Origin of the sequence: Bradyrhizobium mercantei (genome assembly GCF_001982635.1) — a bacterium.
Taxonomy (GTDB): domain Bacteria; phylum Pseudomonadota; class Alphaproteobacteria; order Rhizobiales; family Xanthobacteraceae; genus Bradyrhizobium; species Bradyrhizobium mercantei.
The window spans coordinates 630,049-644,793 of sequence record NZ_MKFI01000004.1 but is presented as its reverse complement, the minus strand read 5'-3'; the positions used below and the strand labels follow the sequence as shown (position 1 = coordinate 644,793).

Sequence of the window (14,745 nt, the reverse complement as noted above, 5' to 3'; positions counted from 1 at the left end):
TCCAAGCCGCAGAGACACGGACAGTAACCGCGGTCGAAGCGGCTGATGCTACCTCCGTCCAAGGGACGCCGACTCAACCGGGATAACCGTTACCCGGCTTCGGGACAGTGATGCTACGGGCCCATCGCGGCCGTCCGTTGGGGGCGCGCCCCTAATGCCGAACGCTGTGGCGAGTTCTCTAACGCCAGCAGGAGTCACGACGAGCGCGCGGCTATCCCGGACATGCTCGACCCAATCGTGCTCGAAGGCGTGACGAAGAATAGCAGCGCCCACCGCCCCGGCCAGATGCGGCCGACGCTCGCTCCAGTCGAGACAAGGTCGGCAGAACACTCGGCGCTTGGAGGTGAGGCGAAGATCGACGCCGACCTCATCGAAGAATGACCGACCAGCATCGGTGAGTTGTCCGCCATCCTCATCGAGCAGAATGAACGACTGTTGGACCAGTCGATCGGCGATTGCGACGGCGATGCGGCCGGCCATGTGGTCGTAGCACGTGCGCGCGTGTCGGAGCGTCTCTCCGCCGCGCCAGAGATTGCGCTGCCGGGCAGGGCCTTCCTGCGCCACCACCATGAGACCTTCCAGCACGCGCGCGACGGCCGGAGAGGCCAGGCGAAAATATCGTCGGCGGCCCCGCTTTTCGAGCCCGAGCAATCCGGCGTCGCTGAGTTTGGCAAGATGGCCGCTCGCTGTCTGCGGCGCCACGCCAGATACATAGGCGAGTTCCGAGGCGGTCAACGTTCGACCATCCATCAGCGCGCTAAGCATATTGGCGCGCGCCGGATCGCCGATGAGTGCCGCGACTTGGGCGATTTTGGGTCCCGTGTCCATGTGTTTCTCCTACCTCGACGAGGACGCAGCGCCAAGCACGAATACTTCGGCCAAGACCGTAGTGTTTCCGCGAGACTGGTTCGATCACCGGACATAAGTTGCCTCGACGCCGATAGGCCCGGCGAAAGCAAGTGCCGCGATAGGCGAAGGATATCGTCCCCCGCGGCTCCGAATATTCGATCGGCATCGAATGATGATCGCAAAGCGGGCTTTTCCGAGCCGCCAAATTCTCACAGAAAACTGAGTATGATCAATGCAAACAACTTCGCTCGACACGAGGCGGCCGGAACAGGCCGGCACCGGCAACACGTCGTCCCGTTCGCCTCTCGCGACGGCGCTGGCGCTTGCCGCGACGAGCCTCGGCCTTGGCGTGGTGCAGCTCGATATCACCATCGTCAATACTGCGCTGAGCAGCATCGGCACCTCGCTCGGCGGTAGCGTCGCCGAACTGCAATGGGTGGTGACGGCCTATACCATCGCGTTCGCCGCCTTCATTCTGACCTCCGGCGCGCTCGGTGACCGCGTTGGCGCCAAACGGATATTCATAGGTGGCTTTGCAATCTTTACGTTGGCTTCGCTGGCCTGCGCACTGGCCCCGTCGGCGATGTTCCTGATCGCCGCACGCTCCGTGCAGGGCCTGGCGGCGGCGATCCTGGTACCGAACTCGCTGACGCTGCTCAATCACGCCTATACCGATCCGAGGGCGCGCGGCCGCGCGGTCGGCTTCTGGGCTGCAGGTGCGAGCGTCGCACTGACTTCGGGGCCGTTCGTCGGCGGGGCGCTGATCGCGCTGGTCGGATGGCGCGCGATCTTTCTCGTCAACCTGCCGATTGGCGCCGCCGGCCTCTGGCTCGCCTGGCGCTATGCCGAGGAGACGCCGCGGCTGGCGCAGCGCGAGATCGATCTGCCGGGACAGATCGCGGCGATCGCAACCCTCGGCACGCTTGCCGGCGCTCTGATCGAAGGCGGCGCTCTCGGCTGGAGCCATCCGCTCGTCATTATGGGCTTCGCGGCAGCGGCCGTGATCGGACTCCTGTTCGTATGGCGTGAGGCGCGCGCGCCACAACCGATGCTGCCGCTATCGCTGTTCCGCCATCGCATGTTCGCGCTGACCGCGCTGGTCGGGCTCCTCTTCAACATCGCCTTCTACGGCCTGATCTTCGTGCTCAGTCTCTACTTCCAGGAGGTCAATGGCTGGTCGCCGTTCGCAACGGGCCTCGCCTTCGTGCCCATGATGGGCATGGTGCTGCCCGCCAACCTCATCACCGCGTCGGTCAGCGAGCGCCTCGGCGCGCCGCAAACCATTGCGCTGGCTTGCGTGATCACGGCCGCGGGCTGCGTTGCACTGCTGCCCATCGCCGCAGGCACGAGCTACGCCGCGATCGGCGCTCAGCTCATGGTCCTCGGCGGCGGGCTCGGCCTGCTCGTGCCGTCCTTGACCTCCACGTTGCTCGGCAGTGTCGAGAAGTCGCGATCCGGCATCGCCGCGGGCGTGCTGAACGCGACGCGGCAAACAGGCAGCGTGCTTGGTGTTGCCCTGTTCGGCTCGCTGGTCGGAGGGGACGACGCGTTCATTGCAGGCGCACATGTCTCGCTGGTGATATCGGCCGCTGTGTTGCTCGCGGGTGCGGTCGCGATCTGGAATGGCCGAGCAAAGCAGGGACGATGAAGAGGAGATGTGCAGGTCGAGCTCGTGCGGTGCCCCGACCTAGGTCCCAACCAGGTTCTTCCGCTTTTGGCCCCTTGGCGACATGACCAAGTGCGCCTCTCTTGTCCGCTTCTGACGATGATGCGGACGTCGTTCGGCAGGCGTGCCTAGCCGCCCTTCACCGCGCCGGCGGTAAGCCCGGCGACGATCTGCCGCTGCGCCAGCACGGTGAGCAGCAGCACAGGCGCCGTCACGATCAATGCGGCGGCGGCGAGCGGGCCCCAGCTCAGTTGGTCGAACGAGATCATGTTGTAGACCGCGACCGGCAGCGTGCGGGTCTCGCGCCCGGCCAGCACGATGCCGAAGACGAAGTTGTTCCATGAGAAGATCACCGCGAGGATGAAGGCGACCGCAAGGCCGGGCCTCGCGATCGGCAGCGCGACATGGCGGAACACCTGCCAGCGCGTCGCGCCGTCGATCAGCGCGGCTTCCTCCAGCTCCAGCGGCGTGGTCTCGAAATAGCCGATCATGATCCAGATCACGATCGGCACCGTGACCACGAGGTGGATGATGATCTGCGGCACCAGCGTGCCGAGCAGGCCGAGCCACTGGAACAGCAGGAACAGCGGGATCAGATACGACAGGCCCGGCGTGATGCGCGCGATCAGGATCACGATCGCCGATTTGTGCGCGGCCATCCGCGCAATGCCGTAGCCGGCGGGCACGCCGACCAGCATCGCAAGCGCCGTGGCGCAGCCGGTGACGACGAGGCTGTTGGTGAAATAGGTCAGGAAGCGGTTGGAGGCGAACACGTCGGCGTAGTTTTTCCAGGCGATATGCTCCGGGAAGAACACCGGCGGATAGGAGGCGTTGTCGATTTCGAATTTCAGCGACAGCGAGGCCATCCAGAGGAAGAACAGGATCGCCGGCGAGACGATGACGAACACCGACAGCCACAGTCCGATCTGGCCGAGGATCTGACGCGGGTTCATGCCTCGCCCCCGAGCTCCGACGTCCACAGCAGGCGCTTGCGCAAGTAGAGCAGCAGCGCCGCCAGCGCCACGATCAGCAGGAAGAACACCACCGCGATTGCCGAGCCGTAGCCGAGGTCGTAATAGACGAAGGCGACGCTGTAGAGATAGACGTTGATGGTTTCCGACGCCGAGCCCGGTCCGCCCTGGGTGATCGCGAAGATGATGTCGAAGCTCTTCACCGCGTCGATCATGCGGATCATGCCGGCGATGAACAGGAACGGCATGATCAGCGGCAGCGTGATGAAGCGGAATACCTGCCAGAAATTGGCGCCGTCGATCTGCGCGCTCTCATACGGCTCGGTCGGGATCGCGGCGAGGCCGCCGAGCACGATCAGCATCACCAGCGGCGTCCATTGCCAGGTCTCGACCAGCACCAGCGACGGAATCACCGTCGTCGGGTTGAACACCCAGAGCTGCGGCGGCAGGCCGACCAGCGAGAGCAGATAGTTCAGCACGCCGAGCTGCGGGTGGAACATCATGGTCCACACCAGCGCGATCGCCACGGGAGTGGCCATCATCGGCATGATGAAGATGCCACGCAGGAAACCGCGCGCGGCGAATTTCTGGTGAAACACCACCGCCGCCAGCGTGCCGAACACCAGCGGCAGCAGCACCGACAGCGCGGTGTAGGACAGCGTATGCCCGACCGCCTCGACGAAGCGCGGATCGGTCGGCAGCCGCAGATAGTTGGCGAGGCCTACGAAGACGGTCGGCGAGCCGACCTTCCATTCCTGCAGGCTCATCCAGATCGTGAACACCCACGGAAACACGATCACCGCCAGCACCACGACGAGCGCCGGGATCACGAACGGCCAATAGGACGGCGGACGCCATTCACGCGCCGGCGCAACATCCTCGGTTGCGGCCGGCGAGGCTTGTGTCACCACGCTCACGCTTTTTCGCTACGCTCCAGGATGGGGCGGAACTGCTCGTGCGCCTTCTTCAGCTCGGTGGCGGGATCGGCGCCCGACAGCGTCGCGGTCAGCGCGGCACCGACGATGTCGCGGAATTCGGCGACCGGGATGATGACGGGCAGGCCGAGCTTGGAGATCTTGGCCGAGTCCACCACCGACTGCAGCCATTCCTTGGTCTTGACGCCCTTGGCGACCTCGGCATCGTCGACGATCGAGTTGCGGAACGGCACGCCGCCGCCGGCTTGCAGCAGGCGCGCGCCCTGTCCGCGCGAGACCACCCATTGGCAGAGCAGATAGGCGGCTTCCTTGTTCTTGCTCGCGGCCGCGATGCCGACGCCGTCGCCATAGGTCGACGAGAACTTGCCCTTCGGGCCGGCCGGCACCAGCGTATATCCGACCTTGCCGACGACGCGCGAGGCGGCCGGGTCTTCCAGCGGCGGCGCCCAGCCGTCGGCGTCGATCCACATCGCCGACCTGCCTTGGGTGAAGGAGGCCATCGACTCCATCCAGTTGAAGCCGGCGACGCCGGGCGGCGCGCATTTCGTCAGCAGCCGCTGATAGAGCTTGGTGGCCTCAATCGCCTCGGGGCCATCGGTCAGGATGTTGCCCTTGGCATCGAGGAATTCGCCGCCATAGTTCAGATAGAAGTTGGTCCACATCGCCATGTTGGCGTTGCGCAGGCCGCGGCCGACGAAGCCGTAGACGCCTTCCTTCGGGTCGGTCAGCTTCTCGGCGGCGACCACCATCTCGTCCAGCGTCTTGGGGACCTCAACGCCCTTCTTCTGGAACTGCTCCTTGTTGTAGTAGAGGATGAAATAGTCGACCGACCACGGCAGCGACAGCATCTGGCCCTTGTCGTTGCGCGCATATTGCAGGCCGGCCGCGGAGAAATCGCTCTCGACGAGGTCCGGCAACGTCATGCTCGGATCCCTGAGATAGGGCGACATGTCGGCGAGCCAGCCGGCCTTCTCGAATTGCCGCTTCTGCACGTGATAACTGAGGTGCACGACGTCGAAGCTCGGTCTGCCCGACGACAGCTCGATCACGCATTTCTGGCGCTGCTGCTGCTCGGGGACCTGTTCCGATTCGACCTTGATGCCGGTGAGCTCGGTGAATTCCTTGATGTATTTTTGCAGATTGTCGCCGCGCGGTCCCTTGGCGAGGCTGACTTCGAGCGTGGTGCCGGAATATTTCTTCCAGTTGACCTCGGCGCGCGCCGGAAATCCGGTCAATCCGACCGCACCCGCGGCGGCCGTGCCCGCCAGCATCTGCCGGCGCGAGATCAGGTGATGCGACATGTTGCTCTCCCCAGGACGATTTTCTTGTTTGGAAGAGATACTAGAGCATGATCCGGAAAAGTGAACAGCGGTTTTGCGGACGGATCGTACGTCAATCGATGCAGTAACAGCATTGATGCGATCGAAAATCGCATCGATGCTCAAGCGGCTCAACGCGTGCGCCAAAGCCGGCACGCACGGCGCCGCTGCATAATGCAGCGGCGCGCATCCTCCTAAACCCGTCATCCTGAGGTGCGAGCGGAGCGAGCCTCGAAGGATGTACGGCCATCAGCCGGGCCGTCTATCCTTCGAGACGCGCTCCTCAGGATGACGGGAAAATGGCAACTATGCCTTGACGAAGGCGAGCAGGGTGCCGTTCGCGGCAGCCGGCGGCACGGTGATGCCGCCACTGCTCTTCACGCCGGTTGCGCCGAGCGCCTTCTCGGTTAAGGCAAGATCGGCCGCGATCACGAGGCCGGCGCCACCGCGCTCGGACAGGCCATCCAGCGATACGCCGGGATACCGCTTGCCGAGTTGCTCCCTGGTCAGGAACACGAAGTCGGCGCGGTCGCCGCCGGACGGCACCACAACCGCGCCATCGGCGTCGTTCCTGATTGCGATGTCGATCATCTTCGACAGATGGCCGGCGTCGGTTGCGGGATCGGGCGAGACGATCAGCACCTGCTTGAGACGTTTTGCCCCATTGGCGTGCGTCATCAGTTCAGGGATCCACACCGTCTCGCGGGTCTTGTGCTGGCAGGCGAAGATGCGCACGCCGCCGGGCGCCTCCGCGGTCGGCCACTGGAAGGTGCGGAATTTCGCTGCGGAGACCGTGCCGTTCGGGAGCGTCACCGGGCGCTCGAAATCGGTCGGCCCGATCGGCGCATAGCCGCGCGCGCGGATCTCCTCGGCACCGGCGGCGGAATCCACCGCGGTGAACGCGATCCGTTCGATGCCCTCGCCGCGCTTCTCGAGGAAGGCGCGCGCCGGCGCATTGTGTTCGGTCGGCGTCAGCACGCCGAGCAATTCCATGTAGTCGGGGTCGAACATGATGGTGTAGTTGCCCGATCCCATGTGCGCGCTATGGGTGCCGCGCGGCGATACGGTGAAGCCGAGCCGCTTGTAATTCTCGGCGGCCTTGTCGAGGTCCTTGACCATGACCACGGCGTGATCGATTCCGATGACGTTCTTGAGTGCCACGTGTTGTCTTCCCGGCTGGAATAAGAGACGTTGCTCGAGCATGATCTCTTTCGGAAAACCGCTACGCACTTTTCCGGATCATGCTCTAAAGCTAAGCAGAATGACCGGGCACCCGCAAGAAAGGATCATGATGAGCAGCAATGCCGTGCGCTGGCCCAATTCGCTCTGGGCCGCAGCGACGCCATCCGGCCCTGACTGCCCTGAACTGACCGGCGCGCAGCAGGCCGACGTCGTCATCATCGGCGGCGGCTTCACGGGCCTGTCGACTGCACTGCATCTGCGCGAGGCCAATGTCGACGTCGCGATCGTCGAGGCTGCGGAGCCGGGCTGGGGCGCCTCGGGCCGCAACAACGGCCAGGTGATCCCGACGCTGTCGCGCCCCGATCCCGACGACATCATCAAGCGGCACGGCGCGGCCGGCGAGCGCTTCGTCGCGATGCTGCGCGACAGCGCGTCCATGCTGTTCGAGGTCGTCAAGCGCTACAATATCGAGGCCGAACAGGAGCAGGCCGGCTGGGTGCAGCCGGTGCATTCGCCGGGCCGGATCAAGATCGCCGAGCGGCGGGTGCAGCAATGGTCCAAATTCGGCGCACCGGTCGAGTTGCTGTCGCGCGATCAGACGAGGGACATGCTCGGCTCTGACGCCTGGTACGGCGGTTTCTGGAACAGGACCGGCGGTCACGTCAATCCGTTGGCGCTGGCGCGCGGCCTTGCGCGCACCGTGCTCGGCCTCGGTGCGCGGATTTATGCCCGTTCGCCTGCGCTCGCCTTCGAGCGCCGCGGCGATCGCTGGGTGGTGAAGACCGGGAAGGGCGAGATCTCCGGCCGTGCGCTGGTCGTCGCCACCAACGCCTATAGCGGTGAGTTCGCAAAATCGCTGGTGCCCGAGATCGCGACCGAGGTGATGCCGGTGCTGTCCTGGCAGATGGCGACGCAGCCGCTGTCGGACAATGTCCGCAAGACCATCATCCCCGGCCGGCAGGCGATGTCGGACACCCATGGCGAGCTGTATTTTGCGCGTTACGACGCCCGCAATCGCCTCGTCACCGGCGGCGCCGTGCTCGGCCCGGGCGACAAGACCGGGCGGCTGAAGGCGCGGGTGACCGAGCGGTTGCAGCGGCTGTGGCCGCAGATCGGTGATGTCTCCTTCGACTATGTCTGGAACGGCTATGTCGGGATGACCGCGGATTTCCTGCCCCGCATGCACAAGCTGGGACCGAACGCTTACGGCTGGACCGGATGCAACGGCCGCGCCGTCGCGCTGACGATCCCGCTCGGCCGCGAATTGGCGAAGGCCGTGCAGGGCGTGCCGGACAGCGAGCTGGCGTTGCCGTTCACCGAGCCGGTGCAGTACGTGGCGCATGGATTGCTGCGCAAGCTCGCGCCCTGGATGCTGGTGCTGTACCGGCAGCGCGATGCGCAGGACCTGGTCAGGGGCGATCGCTTCGAGTTGCTGCGCTGGGCGGAGCGTCTCCTCGCCTCGCGCCGGTCAAGGTGAGCGCGGACCAACGTTGCGCTTCGAAGAATGGGAGCCCAAACTGGTCCGGTGGAGCGCCGCGATCACGAGGATTCCGCCGTTGGCGGATAGTGTTGTGGAAACCCCGACGCGACGCAGGCGTTATTGCCATATACCGAGTCCTGGGAGGTGGGCATGGCGAGGAAGCGCATTGGTATTCTCACGGGCGGCGGTGACGTGCCCGGCCTCAACGCGGTGATCAAGAGCGTGACATATCGCGGCAGCGAGGACGACATCGAGGTTGTCGGTCTCCGCCGCGGCTGGGAGGCCCTCACACACCTGAACCTCGACGACCCGGCGAGCAAGTCCCACTACATCATCCCGCTGAACCGCGAAAATACCCGCGTCATCGACCGGCGCGGCGGCACCGTGCTCCACTCGAGCCGCACCAACCCATCCAAGATGAAAAAGCTACCCGATCATCTCGCGGGCCAGGACCTGCCACTCTCGGCAAGTAGCAAGGACGGTACCGCAACCGGGACATGGGACCTCACCAAGCAGGTGCTGACGAACCTCTCGGAGCTTGGTATCGAGCACCTGATCGCGATCGGCGGCGATGATACGCTGAGCTACGCGGACAAGCTGAACGGACTCGGCGTCAAGATCATCGCCATTCCGAAGACGATGGACAACGACGTCCGCAACACCGAGTATTGCATCGGATTTTCGACCGCGATCACCCGCGCCAGCGATGCCATCCAGCGACAACGCACCACGGTCGGGTCGCACGAACGGATCGGCATTTTCCGGATCTTCGGCCGCGATGCCGGATTTACCGCGCTCTACACCGCGTACGCGACCTCGATCCGATGCGCCATACCCGAATTCAAGGTCAATCTCGATAGACTGATCCAGTTGCTGATTGAGGACAAGCGCGGTAACCCGAGCAATTATGCGCTGATCGTCCTCAGCGAGGGGGCCGAGTGGGAAGGTTACAAGGTGCAGGAATACGGCGAGCCTGACGCCTACGGTCACCGCAAGAAGGCGAGCGTGGCCGAAGCGCTTGCCGACGAGATCAAGCGTCGCGCGGGCGAGGAGACCATCGTTTCCGACCTCACCTACGATCTGCGATCGGGTGATCCCGACTTCATCGACAAGCTTGTCGCCCTGACGTTCGGCAACATGGCCTACGATGCCATCCTGGAAGGCAAGTCCGGCCTCATGTCGGCGCTGGTCGATGGCCGCTACGACCTCGTGCCCATCCCCGACGCCAGGCTTGGGCCGCGCAAACTGGACGTCGCCAGCACATACAACACGACGCGCTACCGGCCCAGCTATGGCAACAAGCGGGGATTGCCGATTTTTCTCACCCGCGCGTCCTAGAGCGGGATGACGTTTCTTTGAATCGTCATCCCGCTCCATGTTTTTGTCGGAGCATGATCCCTCGGGTCGGGCCCGAGGGCATGCTTTTCGGAAAACCGCCATACACTTTGCGCTAACTCGGTCCGGATCATGCTCCGTCATCCGTGATCCGGCAGCGATTTAAGAAATTCCAAGAGCGCGGCATTGACCTCTTCAGGCCGCTCCTGTTGGGTCCAATGGCCGCAGCCTGCCAGCAGCTTAATACCGCGCAAACCGGGAACGAGGTTTTTGAGGTTGGCGAGCACCTGTTCGGTGCCGGGAAAGGAAATCACCAGGTCGTGATCGCCGGCCATAAATAACGCTGGCACCGAAACCCGCAGGCCCGCCATCGCGCCGAGCAGTTCCCAGTTTCGATCGATGTTGCGATAATAGTTCAGGCCTCCGCGGAAGCCGGTTCGCCTGAATTCCTGTCCATAAAAGTCGATGTCCGTTTCGGTGATCCAAGACGGCAATGCTGCCGGTGCGCCGGAACCTCGCAGGGATTCACCGCCGTTCGGGACCATAGCGAAATTTTCTGACGGCCCGCCGCTTGCCTGGACGGCTCGTGCGAGTGCCACACCATCGCCCGACCCAGCAAACAGCAGGTTGCGTAAAGTGGTCCGCGGATCGCGTCCGAACTCCGCTTCGGCGAGTCCTGGCTCCTGGAAGTAAAGCATGTAGAACCGCGCGTGTTCCGTGCGCGGCATGAGCGCGGTTCGAAGCGATATGCCCCGTGGATAGAACGGGACGCTCATAGCCGCCACAGCCCTGAAGCGGTCTGGCCGCAGCAGCGCCGCCTGCCAAGCGACGATAGCCCCCCAGTCGTGACCGACAATTACCGCCTTCTCTGCCTCGAGAGCGTCGAGAACGCCGACCATATCGCCGATGAGATGAAACAGCGTGTATTTGTCGATCGCCTCGGGCGCGTCGCTCTTGCCATAGCCGCGCATATCCGGGGCTACGGCGTGGAAGCCCGCTGCGGCAAGGGCGCCCAATTGATGTCGCCACGAGTACCAGGATTCGGGCCAGCCATGGGCCAGCAATGCGACCGGTCCTTCGCCCTGCTCAGCGATATTGAGGTGGATACCGTTACTTTCGATAATTCGTTGCTTCAACAGATACTGCATTTTCGTTGCTCCTCTGCATGGGCTGAATCGCCAACAGCCAGTCGAGCAAGCGAAAGCCGGAACGACACCTTCAGGATAAAATTAATCACCTTTTGGGCGCGCCGGAGCGAATATCAACTTGACCCGGCGAGCCTAAGTCCCCGTTCGAGAGGGAGCCAGTCGGCCGGACGACCGCTCCGGCAACCGCCAAACCGCTTCCCAACGCACCGCCCGCGCGGTCGGAGATCGTAACGCGTCTCTAAGTCTAGCACGAGACCCGGGAACCGGACCGTGGTATGATCGGCTTCCGCGATACGGTGTCAGGCTTGCTGAAGCGTTTCCGGCTGCGCGGTGAGCCAAGCCGCAAGCGGCGGAGTATGGCGCTTTGCGTGCCCCACGTCCCCGGCTACTCGGCGGCTGTGGAGTGCTCGCGCGCGAACTTGCCGCCGGGAATCGCCGACAGCAGCGCCTGCGTGTAGGGATGCTGCGGCTTGCCGAACACCTCGGCGGTCAGCCCTTGCTCGACCACGGCGCCGTCCTTCATCACGGCGACGACATCGCAGATCTGCGCGGCCACGCGCAGGTCGTGGGTGATGAAGATGATGGAGAGGCCGAGCTGCTGGCGCAGTTCGGCGAGCAGCCTCAAGACCTGCGCCTGCACCGAGACGTCGAGCGCCGAGACCGGCTCGTCCGCGACCAGCACGTCCGGTTTCAACGCCAGCGCTCGCGCCAGCCCGATGCGCTGGCGCTGGCCGCCGGAGAATTCGTGCGGGTAGCGGTCGCCGGCGGACGGGTCGAGCCCGACCAGCTCGAACAGTTTTCGTGCTTCCGCGATCGCGGTCGCGCGGTCGGCGCCGTGCACGATCGGTCCCTGCGCCACCAACTCGGCCGCCTTGCGGCGCGGATTGAGCGAGGCGAACGGATCCTGGAACACCATCTGGATGTGGCGGGTCTCGCGCCTGACATCGTCGCGGCCGAGCTTCGCCCAGTCCTTGCCGTTGAGCACGATCGAGCCGGTGTCGGGATCGATCAGCCGCACGATGCAGCGTGCCAGCGTCGATTTGCCCGAACCGGATTCGCCGACGATGCCGAGCGTCGCGCCGCGCGGCAAATGCAGCGAGACGTTCTTGACCGCTTCGGTGATCCGCGCGCCGCGGCCGAGGAAGCCGCCGGTGCGGTAGGTTTTTGAAACCCCGTCGATAGTCAGGATGTCCTTGCCGGACAGGATGCGCGGCGGCGGCGCCGTCAGCGGCGGCACGGCTGCGATCAGCTGCCTGGTGTAGGCATGCTGCGGATCGTTCAGCACCGCGTCGGCCGTGCCCTGCTCGACGATCGCGCCGTGCTGCATCACCACGACGCGGTCGGCGATCTTGGCGACCACGCCGAAATCATGGGTGATGAACAGCACCGCCGTCTTCTTGCGCTGCTGCAGATCGCGGATCAGCTTCAGGATCTGCGCCTGCGTCGTGACGTCGAGCGCGGTGGTCGGCTCGTCCGCGATCAAAAGCTTCGGGTCGAGCGCGAGCGCCATCGCGATCATGGCGCGCTGGCGCTGGCCGCCGGACAGCTCGTGCGGATAGGCCTTTGCCGCGGCCTTCGGGTCGGGGATGCGGACGTCCTCGAGCAGGGCCTGCACCCGCGCATTGATCTCGGCCTTCGACAGGCCGGTGTGGATCGCAAACATCTCGCCGATCTGGTCGCCGATGGTGCGCAGCGGGTTGAGCGCGGTCATCGGCTCCTGGAAGATCATCGCGATCCCGGCGCCGCGCACCTCGCGCATCTCGGCCGGATCGGCGGCGCAGAGGTCGCGGCCGTCGAACATCATCCGGCCGCGTTCGATCGTCACCTCGTTCGGCAGCAGCCGCATGATGGCGTTGGCCATCATCGACTTGCCGGAGCCGGATTCGCCGACCACGCAGAGGATTTCGTTCGACGCGACTGAAAGCGAAACGTCGGACAGCGCATGCGGCCGGTCGGCACCCTTGGGCAGGCGCACCGTCAGGGCGTCGAGGGAAAGGACGGTCTCGCTCATCGGCTCTTCAGCCTCGGATTGAGCGCATCGTTGAGGCCCTGGCCGACCAGCGACACCGCGAGCACCGTGACGAGGATCGCAATGCCGGGGATCGCCGAGACGTACCATTGCACCCGCAGCACATCGCGGCCGAGCCCGATCAGATTGCCCCAGGAGGCGACGTTGGGATCTGACAGCCTCAGGAATGCGAGCGCGCTCTCCAAGAGGATCGCGACCGCCATCACCACGCTGGCATAGACGATGACGGGCGGCAGCGCGTTGGGCAGGATCTCGCCGAGGATGAGCTGGACGTCCTTCATGCCGAGCGTCTTGCCGGCCTGCACGAATTCGCGGTTGCGCAGCGACAGGAACTCGGCGCGGGTCAGCCGCGCCGGCGCCGGCCACGACACCACACCGACCGCAATCGTCACCGTGGTCAGGGTCGAGCCGAACACCGCGACCAGCACCAGCAGCAGCACGAAGTTCGGCAGGGTTTGGAACGCCTCGGTGATCCGCATCAGGACGTTGTCGACCCAGCCGCCGTAATAGCCGGCGAAGGCGCCGACCAGGATGCCGATCAGGATCGCGATCACGGTGGCGACCCCGCCGATCAGCAGCGAAATCCGCGCGCCGTAGAAGATCTGCGCGGCGATGTCGCGGCCGGAATTATCGGTGCCGAGCAGGAAGCGCGGGTTGGAGAACGGCCAGATCAGCGGGCGGCCGGCCAGCGCGAGCGGATCGCGCGGATAGAGCAAGCCGGCGCTGATCGCCATCGCGATCACGAGCAGCAGCAGGATCAGACCGATCACCGCGGCCGGGCTGCGGAAATAGCGTTTCACCGCGTCCATCGTCAGCCCTCCGCCGCGATGCGTGGATCGAGCCGCGCGTAGAGCAGGTCGACGACGAAGTTCACTGATATGACGAGCAGCGCCGACACGAACACGATGCCGAGCAGGGTGTTGAGGTCGCGCTGCACCACCGACTCATAAGCAAGGCGGCCGAGGCCGGGCAGGGAGAACACGCTCTCCACCACGACCGAGCCGCCGAGCATGGTGCCGGCCTGCAGTCCGATCAGCGTCACCATCGGCAGCAGCGCGTTGCGCAGCACGTGGCGGGTGATGACATGGGTCTCGTCGAGCCCCTTGGCGCGGGCGGTGCGGACGAAGTCGAGATTCAAGACCTCGAGCATCGAGGCCCGCATGATGCGCAGATAGATCGCAAGGAAGATCAGCCCGAGCGTCAAGGTCGGCAGCACCAGATGCGCGGCGATGTCGAGCACGCGCCAGATCCCGGTCTGCACCGTGCCGATGTCCTCGAAACCGCCCGGCGGCAGCCATTGCAGATAGACCGAGAACACCACGATCGCCATCAGCCCGAACCAGAACGAGGGGGTGGCGTAGAAGATCAGGCCGAGCGTCGAGATCAGCGTGTCGGGCCAGCGGTTGACTCCGCGCGAGGCGATCACGCCGAATACCAGGCCGAAGAAGAACGCGAACGACAATGACGCCGTCATCAGCAGGATGGTCGGCGGCAGCCGTTCCAGGATCACGGTCGCCACCGGCTTGCCGTAGATCGAGGAGAAGCCGAGATCGAGCCGCACCAGGTGCCATAGATAGTTGCCGAGCTGCGCCGGAACCGAGAGGTCGAGCCCGTAGAATTTGCGCAGCGCCTCGGCGGTCGCGGCATCGCCGCCGCCCATCTGCGCCATCAGCGCATCGACGGTGTCGCCCGGCGCGAGCTGCAACAGCAGGAACACGCCGATCAGGATCAGGAACAGGGTCGGGACAGAGGCGGCGAGCCGCCGCCCCGCAAGGCTCAGGATACGCATGCCTTTTACTCTGTCATTGCGAGCGAAGCGAAGCAATCCATC

Annotated in this window: 12 protein-coding genes; 3 read left to right on the top strand and 9 right to left on the bottom strand. The window is 64.7% G+C overall.

Features of this window, described 5'->3' with window-relative positions; translation table 11 throughout:
* Nucleotides 1–48: 48 nt before the first annotated feature.
* A complete protein-coding gene (locus BI327_RS21060) occupies nt 49–828 on the bottom strand; it encodes an ArsR/SmtB family transcription factor (RefSeq protein ID WP_076862683.1) in 780 nt (259 codons plus the stop codon).
* A 253-nt stretch (nt 829–1,081) separates the two neighbouring features.
* Between BI327_RS21060 and BI327_RS21055 the strand changes: the two genes are divergently transcribed.
* Nucleotides 1,082–2,497, top strand: coding sequence for an MFS transporter (locus BI327_RS21055; protein ID WP_076862682.1), 1,416 nt, complete (start codon nt 1,082–1,084; stop codon nt 2,495–2,497).
* 146 nt (nt 2,498–2,643) lie between these two features.
* Here the strand turns inward: BI327_RS21055 and BI327_RS21050 are convergent, their stop codons facing one another.
* The 4 genes from BI327_RS21050 to BI327_RS21035 all read right to left on the bottom strand — a co-directional run bounded on the left by BI327_RS21050 (nt 2,644) and on the right by BI327_RS21035 (nt 6,901).
* A complete protein-coding gene (locus BI327_RS21050) occupies nt 2,644–3,468 on the bottom strand; it encodes a carbohydrate ABC transporter permease (protein ID WP_076862681.1) in 825 nt (274 codons plus the stop codon).
* Entirely contained in the window at nt 3,465–4,403 is a 939-nt protein-coding gene (locus BI327_RS21045) for a carbohydrate ABC transporter permease (protein ID WP_076862680.1), read from the bottom strand. Before BI327_RS21045 ends, BI327_RS21050 begins: the two co-directional genes overlap by 4 nt.
* A complete protein-coding gene (locus tag BI327_RS21040) occupies nt 4,400–5,722 on the bottom strand; it encodes an ABC transporter substrate-binding protein (RefSeq protein WP_076862679.1) in 1,323 nt (440 codons plus the stop codon). The genes BI327_RS21045 and BI327_RS21040 overlap by 4 nt, the downstream gene beginning before the upstream one ends.
* Before the next feature lie 324 nt (nt 5,723–6,046).
* Nucleotides 6,047–6,901 carry a VOC family protein gene (locus tag BI327_RS21035; protein ID WP_076862678.1) on the bottom strand — a complete coding sequence of 285 codons (855 nt, stop codon included), beginning with the start codon at nt 6,899–6,901 and terminating at the stop codon, nt 6,047–6,049.
* Nucleotides 6,902–7,031: 130 nt separating this feature from the next.
* Here BI327_RS21035 and BI327_RS21030 point away from each other — a divergent pair, with 130 nt between their 5' ends.
* Nucleotides 7,032–8,399, top strand: a complete 1,368-nt coding sequence (locus BI327_RS21030) for an NAD(P)/FAD-dependent oxidoreductase (protein WP_076863135.1) — start codon at nt 7,032–7,034, stop codon at nt 8,397–8,399.
* A 153-nt stretch (nt 8,400–8,552) separates the two neighbouring features.
* Complete coding sequence (locus BI327_RS21025; RefSeq protein WP_076862677.1) at nt 8,553–9,740, top strand: 6-phosphofructokinase; 1,188 nt, start codon at nt 8,553–8,555, stop codon at nt 9,738–9,740.
* 137 nt (nt 9,741–9,877) lie between these two features.
* On the opposite strand, the gene BI327_RS21020 is transcribed toward BI327_RS21025, so the two are convergent.
* The 4 genes from BI327_RS21020 to BI327_RS21005 form a co-directional block, all read right to left on the bottom strand.
* Entirely contained in the window at nt 9,878–10,885 is a 1,008-nt protein-coding gene (locus tag BI327_RS21020; RefSeq protein WP_083742170.1) for an alpha/beta fold hydrolase, read from the bottom strand.
* A 385-nt stretch (nt 10,886–11,270) separates the two neighbouring features.
* A complete protein-coding gene (locus tag BI327_RS21015) occupies nt 11,271–12,896 on the bottom strand; it encodes an ABC transporter ATP-binding protein (RefSeq protein WP_076862676.1) in 1,626 nt (541 codons plus the stop codon).
* A complete protein-coding gene (locus BI327_RS21010; protein WP_016843116.1) occupies nt 12,893–13,723 on the bottom strand; it encodes an ABC transporter permease in 831 nt (276 codons plus the stop codon). Before BI327_RS21010 ends, BI327_RS21015 begins: the two co-directional genes overlap by 4 nt.
* A gap of 2 nt (nt 13,724–13,725) precedes the next feature.
* Nucleotides 13,726–14,703 carry an ABC transporter permease gene (locus tag BI327_RS21005; RefSeq protein WP_076862675.1) on the bottom strand — a complete coding sequence of 326 codons (978 nt, stop codon included), beginning with the start codon at nt 14,701–14,703 and terminating at the stop codon, nt 13,726–13,728.
* Nucleotides 14,704–14,745: the final 42 nt, after the last annotated feature.

What these genes read in the sequence shown, in the direction of transcription:
- BI327_RS21015 (WP_076862676.1), bottom strand. Translation starts at nt 12,896, where the DNA reads ATGAGCGAGACCGTCCTTTCCCTCGACGCCCTGACGGTGCGCCTGCCC.
- BI327_RS21040 (WP_076862679.1), bottom strand. Translation starts at nt 5,722, where the DNA reads ATGTCGCATCACCTGATCTCGCGCCGGCAGATGCTGGCGGGCACGGCC.
- BI327_RS21025 (WP_076862677.1), top strand. Translation starts at nt 8,553, where the DNA reads ATGGCGAGGAAGCGCATTGGTATTCTCACGGGCGGCGGTGACGTGCCC.
- BI327_RS21005 (WP_076862675.1), bottom strand. Translation starts at nt 14,703, where the DNA reads ATGCGTATCCTGAGCCTTGCGGGGCGGCGGCTCGCCGCCTCTGTCCCG.
- BI327_RS21030 (WP_076863135.1), top strand. Translation starts at nt 7,032, where the DNA reads ATGAGCAGCAATGCCGTGCGCTGGCCCAATTCGCTCTGGGCCGCAGCG.
- BI327_RS21055 (WP_076862682.1), top strand. Translation starts at nt 1,082, where the DNA reads ATGCAAACAACTTCGCTCGACACGAGGCGGCCGGAACAGGCCGGCACC.
- BI327_RS21050 (WP_076862681.1), bottom strand. Translation starts at nt 3,468, where the DNA reads ATGAACCCGCGTCAGATCCTCGGCCAGATCGGACTGTGGCTGTCGGTG.
- BI327_RS21060 (WP_076862683.1), bottom strand. Translation starts at nt 828, where the DNA reads ATGGACACGGGACCCAAAATCGCCCAAGTCGCGGCACTCATCGGCGAT.
- BI327_RS21010 (WP_016843116.1), bottom strand. Translation starts at nt 13,723, where the DNA reads ATGGACGCGGTGAAACGCTATTTCCGCAGCCCGGCCGCGGTGATCGGT.
- BI327_RS21020 (WP_083742170.1), bottom strand. Translation starts at nt 10,885, where the DNA reads ATGCAGTATCTGTTGAAGCAACGAATTATCGAAAGTAACGGTATCCAC.